Source organism: Rhodoferax sp. GW821-FHT02C08 (genome assembly GCF_059421805.1).
In genome coordinates, this window is sequence record NZ_JBWKVR010000035.1 from 29,918 (window position 1) to 38,015 (window position 8,098).

Below are 8,098 nucleotides of genomic sequence, written 5' to 3' on the forward strand. Positions count from 1 at the left end.
ATTGACTTTGAGTACCAGGTCGTCACCGTCTCGGCCAACGCTCACGTCAGATACCGCCACTCCCGCCTTGAAGATCAGTTTGTCCAGATTGTTCTCGGACGTGTCACTGTCGCGGATGGTGTCCTGGCCGTCGCCTTTGCCAAACAGGTAGGTGTCGTTGCCCGCGCCTGTCCAGAGGGCGTCGCCCATCAGCAGGTCGTTACCAGCACCTCCGTCCAGGATGTCATCGCCTGCGCTACCGTACAGGTAGTCGTTGCCCGCGCCACCCAACAGCGTGTCGTCGCCATTGCCGCCCGCGAGCGAGTCGCTGCCATCGCCACCGTCCAGGCGGTCGTTGCCGTCATCGCCCACCAGGTAGTCGTTGCCTTGCCCCCCATCCACCACGTCATTTCCGGCCCCGGCACTGAAGCTGTCATCCCCGGCAGTGCCCAGATAAATATCACTGTACGCAGTACCCGTTGTGCCACTGGTCAATACATGCCAATTGACAAGATCGGTTCGCAGCGTTGAATCGACGGGCAAAGCTGCAATTTCTGCACGCAGTCGCCCCATTCCATCAAAGCCCACGGCCTGCAAGGTATCCTGCGCCAGCAGATTCAAGTCCGCCAGATCAGACAATTCATTGCGTGGGTCTGCCAGCTTGGCAGCATCCAGTTTGGCCGCCAGAGCCGTGGTGTCGAAGCGAATGCCAGTGTCGTCGATCACCAGTCCGACAGAGTCCAAGTAGGGTTGCAGCCGGGTTTGCATCACCAGGGCGGCGTAAACGCTTTCCTTCAGGGCATCGTAGGCTTGGTTGAGCAGGGTTACGACAGGAGGCCGCAGGTTGACCATATAGCCGGTAATACCTGTCTGGTTATTCCAGCTGCCAGCCGTTACAAATCGGTCTAGTACCGTAGTACCATTAAAGGCCTCCAGGGCGCGCACTTGGCTGGCTAGCGCGGGTTGGCTATCCGCAAAAGCGTCGGCAGCACTTTGGGACCAAGTGCGGAATTCTGTACTGGCTATATTGCCTCCCGTCGATGTTTGGTCGTATCCCTTAATCAAGCCCGCATCCAACAGCATTTGGCCCAGAATCTGAACTTGATTATTTGCTGGCACACTACGCCAATCCATCCCCTTTGCATCCAAGGCAGCGCCAAACGCCTGAGCGAAACTTGCATCTGCCGCGAGCAGCGTCTCAGTTCGCAGGGTAAAAATATGGTCGAAACCTGCCTGCTGTGTGTCCTCTACCCCGTTGACCCGCGTCGCCGTATTGCCCCAAGCCACAATCACGCCGTCCAGCAGCGCCATCTGCGCATCCCGCGTGGTGGCCGCCGCGAATGCATTCACCTTGTCTTGCAAGTCTGCGGCTTCCGGGGTGCCCAAGCTCATCGCTTCGCGCAAGTCCCGGGTCCACCCACTACCTTGCATCTGCGGCAAGGCCGCTGCGGCGGCAGTGACCACCGGGTTATCCGAAAATTCACGGTAAAAGTTATTCGACGCCAACAGCAGGCTGCCTGAGACCTCGGCCACGCCGCTGGCACCAGTACTGCCATCTACACGGGTGAAACTGCCGCTGAAGGGCTGGGTGTTGCCATTGCCCAGGTTGACATTGCTGGCGGTACCGCTGACGTTGATGCTGGCAATGCCCAGCTCCGCCAGGGTCTTGAGTTCGCTGGCTTGCGATACGCCGTCCTGGTTGGCGTCTTGCCAGATGCGCAGTTGGGAGTAGGCAGCATCGATACTGTTGAGGGCGCCGTCGCCGTTCAGGTCCAGGTCGGCCAAAGCCTCGTAGCCGTTGGCGGCCCGCTGGCCGGCCTTGGGGCCGTTTTGCAGCACGGTGTTGTCACCAAACAGCTCCAGGCCGGAATCGATCAGGCCGTTGCCATTGCGATCCAACACCACGATACCGTCGTCGGCCTTGATCCAACCGGTGGCGTTCTTGGTGCCGTCGCCGTCGTGGTCGAAGAGGATGGGGGCGTTGGGGTCAATGCCTACGGCTTCGATGCCGTCGCCGTCGAGGTCTAGGACCAGAGGGTCTCGGGGTGGGGTCCAGTTTTTGGCGGCGGTGAAGTTGGTGTTTGTGGTTGGGGAGATCGTGGTAGGCGGCGCATTTTTCGTATACATGTCGTAAAAGTTGTACGCCGCTCCACCGACGGTCAAGACAACCCCAACCACTGTCAAAGCAGGCACTGCAACACCGGCAATTGCAAATGCACCTGCAACTATTCCGACGGCATTACCTACAGCACTGATCGTCTGGCCCAACGTGGCTCCATTTGGGTCGGCCGTGACAGCACCCATTGTCAAGGCAACCGTGTTTGTTATTAACCCCAAGCCTGGTATTGGTCCAGATACTGCTGCGATGACTTGAGTAACACCAGCGGCTGTTTCGACTTTTGAGCCTGCGTTAATGGTCTGAATGACGTTGTCAATACCACCCACTGCGGCTGCGTTTATATCAAGATATACGGTGATTCCGTCTAAAATGGACATGATATTATTCTCAATTGAATAGGGGAAGAGCTAGGCAAATTACTGTTATGAACGCGAGCGTCAAATAAGAAAAAATTACCACCTTTGCAAATAGATCATTTTTTTTGGCATTTCGCCAAATCACTCCTATTGAATAGGGTAATTTTTTTACTGCGCAGTAGACAGCAGGCCCGAGCAATCCGATTGCAAAAAGCACCATATAGATCGCCGGAAGCCAAGGATGAATTTGATATAAAGAATTGAATATTTGTTTCATTGTGCTCTAGCTTGTTATCAATAAAGGAGTATTTTTGGGTTGTAATCGGAGTTGCGTTAGAAATTTTCCACAAGCATTTCTGTCAATAAAATTATTGCAGTACAAAAATATACTTTGAGTGACTTTGCAAATATTTTCTCCCGGTCGAGGATAAACCAAGATAAAAATCATAGGGTTGCAACTCATAATAAAAACAATATGGCATCCGACAAGAATTGATGGTTTAGTATTGTCGTTGTATTAAGAGGCACCACCGGTAGTAGGCTAGACGGATTGGTTTGCTCCATTAATCGCAAAAATATTTCATGTTCAAGGCCTCTCGTGGTCACAATAAAAATTCGCTTGACCTTAAAGAGGGCTCAAGCGCACCTCCCCCCCCCGCAAACTCCCACTATCAGCCCGCTGCACCGGACTTAGCAGAAATTCAATACTCCGTTTCTGCCCAGTCTTGATCTCCGCCTTCACATTCATCCCCGGGCTCAGTTGCACTCGTTTGCCATTCACTAGTCTTTGCAATGAGGACGCCTTCGTGCGGCTTGCAAGCCACGAGCACGGCTGGAGTTATCTGCGTTCTTGCTTCTGTTTCCATAGCGCATTGCGCATGCTATATATGCTCCATCGCCAATTTCAGCTTGCAATTTCGACACCTCTGCCGCGCCCAGGCTCATGGCTACTTGCAGATCCCGCACCCAGTCGCTGCCGCCAATATTGGAGACTGTTTTAGTCGCATCACTCACAGTGATGGGTGTGAACTCGAGTACAAAATTGTTCTGCGTCGAGATAAAACTACCGGCTTGGCCGGTGCTGCCATCGACACGGGTGTAGCTGCCGCTTTGCACCAATTGGGCATCGCCATAGTTGGTACCGGTGGCCGCCAGAGTCTGTAACTTTCCCGCCTGGCTGATGCCATCCTGGTTCAGATCGTGCCAGATGGGCAGGTTATGACCTGTACAGGAGCGTATAAACCTAGCTTTTCTAGGCATGGAGTGGGTGGTTTGCCGTGGGCCACGAAAAATAGCTTCCTGCCCCGAAGTCCAAATCGATGGATAAGGCTTTGCGGTCGAAGCAGCCATCTGGCGGATGCAAACGGGTATGCACGATGCGTTGGGAAATGAATCCACAGCGTGAGCAAGCGTGCAGCAAAACAACCGTGGAACGCCATACGCACCACGGTTTACAGCCGCCACATTGGCAACAACAATCAAAAACAACTCCCTAGCACTGAATTTTTTAAAGCAGAAATAAATTTATGTTTTTTTTTGTAAATTTTATAGTAGGGAATTTTTTGTCACATCCACAAAATGTGGGAGGTTGTCAATAGTGTCAGCCCGCACGCGTTCGCAAGAGGCAGTTTGGGCCAATGGTTGCTGGCCCAGCAGCTAGGCACCATGGACGCAGAGGCTGCGGCAGACATGGATGACACCGAGGCCTGAGAAATCAGGGGATCGGTCATCGGAACTTATGGGGAATCGGTGCGAGGGCAAACACGCAAATCCACATCAGGTCACCCGTAAGCGGCCTGATGCGGACAATGCGGAACAGCGTCTGCGGTTTAGTGCCTGATCAATGCCAGTTCGCAGCGATCACCGGCTGCAGAGCGCTGTTCTCCTCAGCGGTGTAAGCGGTCTGGCTGGAGGGTGCAACACCGAAGCTGGCCATGGCGCTGACCAGGTTCTGCACCTGGCTGTCGAGCAGGGTCTTGCCATCGCTGGTCTTGATCTGCTCCACGTGGTACTGGCTACCGCTGTACCAATTTTGGATACTGAACTTATCGGTGGTGCCCAGGATGCTCACGTCCAGGTTGTTGCCGGATTGGGAGAACCACAGTTGGTCTACGGCGATATCTGCACCTAGCACAACCACATCGGTATTGCCTTCGGTGGAGTCGGTATCGACGATGGTGTCTACACCGTCGCCACGACCCAACACATAGGTGTCGTTGCCGCCGTCGCCATACATGATGTCGTTGCCTGCGCCGCCATTGAAGATGTCATCGCCAGCACCGCCGGAGAGGGCATCGTTGCCCGCACCGCCCATCATGGTGTCGTTGCCGTTTTCTCCTCGGATGTTGTCGTCTCCCAGACCGCCGTCGATCACGTCATCGCCGTCCCGACCAAAGATGTCATCGTTGCCGTCCAAGCCATTGATCACGTCTGCGCCGGAAAACCCTGTCAGATAGTCGTTGGCTGCGGTGCCAGTTAGCACTTGAGATTTCACGTCCGCCACCGACCACACCGTATTAGGGGAATCGGCAAAGCGGATCTCTTCAATCTGCGAGCCGTTGGTACCGTCTCCGCTGAAGTAGCCGGACACCTGGATCTGGTCGCTGGTACCGTTGATCTTCAGCACCAGCGTGTCGCCGCTACGGACGGCTTGCACATCGGATGCCGCCACGCCGGCCTTGAAGACGATCTGGTCGGTATTGCCCGCGGTCGTGTCGTAGTCAAATACGGTGTCTTGGCCATCACCCGTACCGAACAGGAAGGTATCGTTGCCGCCGTCACCGTACATGGTGTCGTTGCCTGCACCACCGTTAAAGGTGTCATTTCCAGAGCCACCGGATAGGGCGTCGTTACCGGCGCCACCAATCATGGTGTCGTTGCCGTTTTCGCCCCGGATGTTGTCGTCACCCAGACCGCCGTCGATCACGTCATCACCGTCCCGGCCAAAGATGTCGTCGTTGCCATCACCACCGTTGATCACATCCGCGCTGGCGTAGCCCAACAGATAGTCATTGCCGCTTCCGCCGGTTAGCACCTTGGCTTTGACATCGTCCACAGTCCATACCGTATTGGGTGCATCGGTGAAACGGATCTCCTCGATCTGCGAGCCGTTGGCGGCGTCGCCGCTGAAGTAACCCGACACTTGGATCTGGTCGCTGGTACCGTTGATTTTTAGCACCAGCGTGTCCCCACTACGGACTGCTTGCACATCGGATGCGGCTACGCCAGCCTTGAAGATGATCTGGTCGATATGACCTGCGGTCGTGTCATAGTCGAATATCGTGTCCTGACCATCTCCCTTGCCGAACAGATAGGTGTCGTTACCAACATCGCCATAGATGGTGTCATTGCCTGTACCACCGTCAAAAGTGTTGTTGCCGGCACCACCGGATAAGGAATCGTTGCCTGCGCCACCGATCAGCGTATCGTTTCCGTTTTCACCTCGAAGGCTGTCATCGCCTGCTCCACCGTCGATCACGTCGTCGCCGTCTCGGCCAAAGATGTCGTCATTGCCGTCGAAACCATTGATTACGTCAGCACTAGCTGTACCCACCAAGTAGTCATTTCCAGTTGTACCCGACAGTACTAAGGACTTCACGTCAGCAACAGACCAGACCGTATTGGGGGCATCCGCAAACCGTATCTCTTCTATTTGAGAGGCATCTCCACTGAAGTAGCCAGACACTTGGATCTGGTCGCTTGTACCGTTGATCTTCAGCAGCAGTGTGTCGCCACTACGGCTAGCCTGTACATCCGATACGGCTACGCCAGCCTTGAAGATGATCTGGTCGACATTACCATCGGTTGTGTCGTAGTCGACTACGGTATCTTGACCATCGCCCTTACCAAAAAGGTATGTATCGTTCCCGGTCCCGCCATTCAGAGTGTCATTTCCAGCGCCACCGTTTAACGTGTCGTTGCCATTTTCGCCCCGGATGTTGTCATCACCTGCACCACCGTCGATCACGTCGTCACCGTCTCGGCCAAAGATGTCGTCGTTGCCGTCTAAGCCGTTGATTACATCCGCGCTGGCGTAACCGGCCAAATAGTCATTACCTGCCGAGCCCGTCAGCGCCATCGCTTTGACATCGGCTATGGACCACACCGTGCTGGGTGCATCGGTGAAACGAATTTCTTCGACTTGCGAACCGTTGGTCGCATCTCCGTTGAAGTAGCTTTGCACGCGCAATTGGTCGCCGGTACTGTTGATCGTCAAGATCAACGTATCGCCATCTCGCCCCACCCGCACATCTGATGTTGTTACACCCGACTTGAAGATGATTTGGTCGGTGTTGCCTACCGTGGCGTCGTAGTCGATCACCACGTCTTGGCCGTCACCCTTGCCAAACAAATAGGTGTCATTGCCACCGTCGCCATAGGCAATGTCGTTGTCGGCACCACCGTCAAAGGTGTCGTTACCGGCACCACCAGACAGCGCATCGTTGCCTACGCCGCCGATTAGCGTGTCGTTGCCGCTCTCGCCGCGAATGTTGTCGTCACCCGCTCCGCCATCGATCACGTCATCACCGTCTCGGCCAAAGATATCGTCGTTACCATCCAGGCCATTGATTACGTCCGCACTGGAGTAGCCTACCAGGTAATCGTTGCCTGACGTGGCGGCCAGAGCCAGGGTCTTGACATCGGCCAACGTCCAGACTGTGCTCGGGGAGTCCGTGAAGCGAATTTCCTCCACTTGCGAGCCATTGGTCCCATCTCCACTGAAGTAAGTCTGCACACGCATCTGGTCGCCAGTGCCATTGATCGTCAAGACCAGCGCATCGCCATCTCGGCTCACCTGCACATCCGATACGGCCACCCCCGCCTTGAAGATGATCTGGTCAAAATTGCCGGTAGCCGTGTCAAAGTCGATTAATGTGTCCTGGCCATCCCCTTTGCCGAACAGATAGGTGTCATTGCCAATATCCCCATATATCGTGTCGTTACCAGCACCTCCGTCGAAGGTGTTATTTCCGGCTCCGCCGGACAGGGTGTCGTTGCCCGCACCTCCGTTCAGTATGTCGTTGCCGTTTTCACCCCGGATGTTGTCATCACCCGCTCCGCCATCGATGACGTCGTCGCCATCTCGGCCAAAGATGTCGTCGTTACCATCCAAGCCGTTGATGGTGTCCGCGCTGGCATAACCTACCAAGTAATCATTGCCCGCCGTGCCAGCCAAGACTTGGGCTTTGATATCGGCTACGGTCCAGACTGTGCTGGGGGAGTCAGTAAAGTGAATCTCTTCAACCTGCGAACCGTTGGTAGCATCTGCGTTGAAGTAGCTTTGCACGCGCAATTGATCGCCGGTGCTGTTGATCGTCAAGACCAACATGTCGCCATCTCGGCCTACTCGTACATCCGATGCGCTTACGCCCGCCTTGAAAATAATCTGGTCAACGTTTCCGGCAGTCGTATCAAATTCGACCACCATGTCTTGGCCATCTCCCTTGCCAAACAAATAGGTGTCATTGCCACCATCGCCATAGGCAATGTCGTTGCCTGCACCACCGTCAAAGGTGTCGTTACCAGCGCCACCGGACAGCGCATCGTTGCCTGCGCCGCCGACCAGTGTGTCGTTGCCGTTTCCGCCTCGGATGTTGTCGTCACCGGCACCGCCGTCCAACTTGTCATCTCCGTCCTGGCCGTA

Annotated in this window: 3 protein-coding genes; all 3 read right to left on the minus strand. The window is 55.1% G+C overall.

Annotation, left to right across the window (positions count from 1 at the left end; all coding sequences use genetic code 11):
• A partial coding sequence (locus AC07VY_RS25150) for a calcium-binding protein (protein WP_495099885.1) occupies window positions 1-2,106 on the minus strand: 2,106 nt, incomplete at its 3' end.
• A 1,128-nt stretch (window positions 2,107-3,234) separates the two neighbouring features.
• Window positions 3,235-3,936, minus strand: a complete 702-nt coding sequence (locus AC07VY_RS25155) for a hypothetical protein (RefSeq protein ID WP_495099884.1) — start codon at window positions 3,934-3,936, stop codon at window positions 3,235-3,237.
• A gap of 358 nt (window positions 3,937-4,294) precedes the next feature.
• The coding region (locus AC07VY_RS25160; RefSeq protein ID WP_495099882.1) for a beta strand repeat-containing protein at window positions 4,295-8,098 on the minus strand (3,804 nt) is incomplete at its 5' end.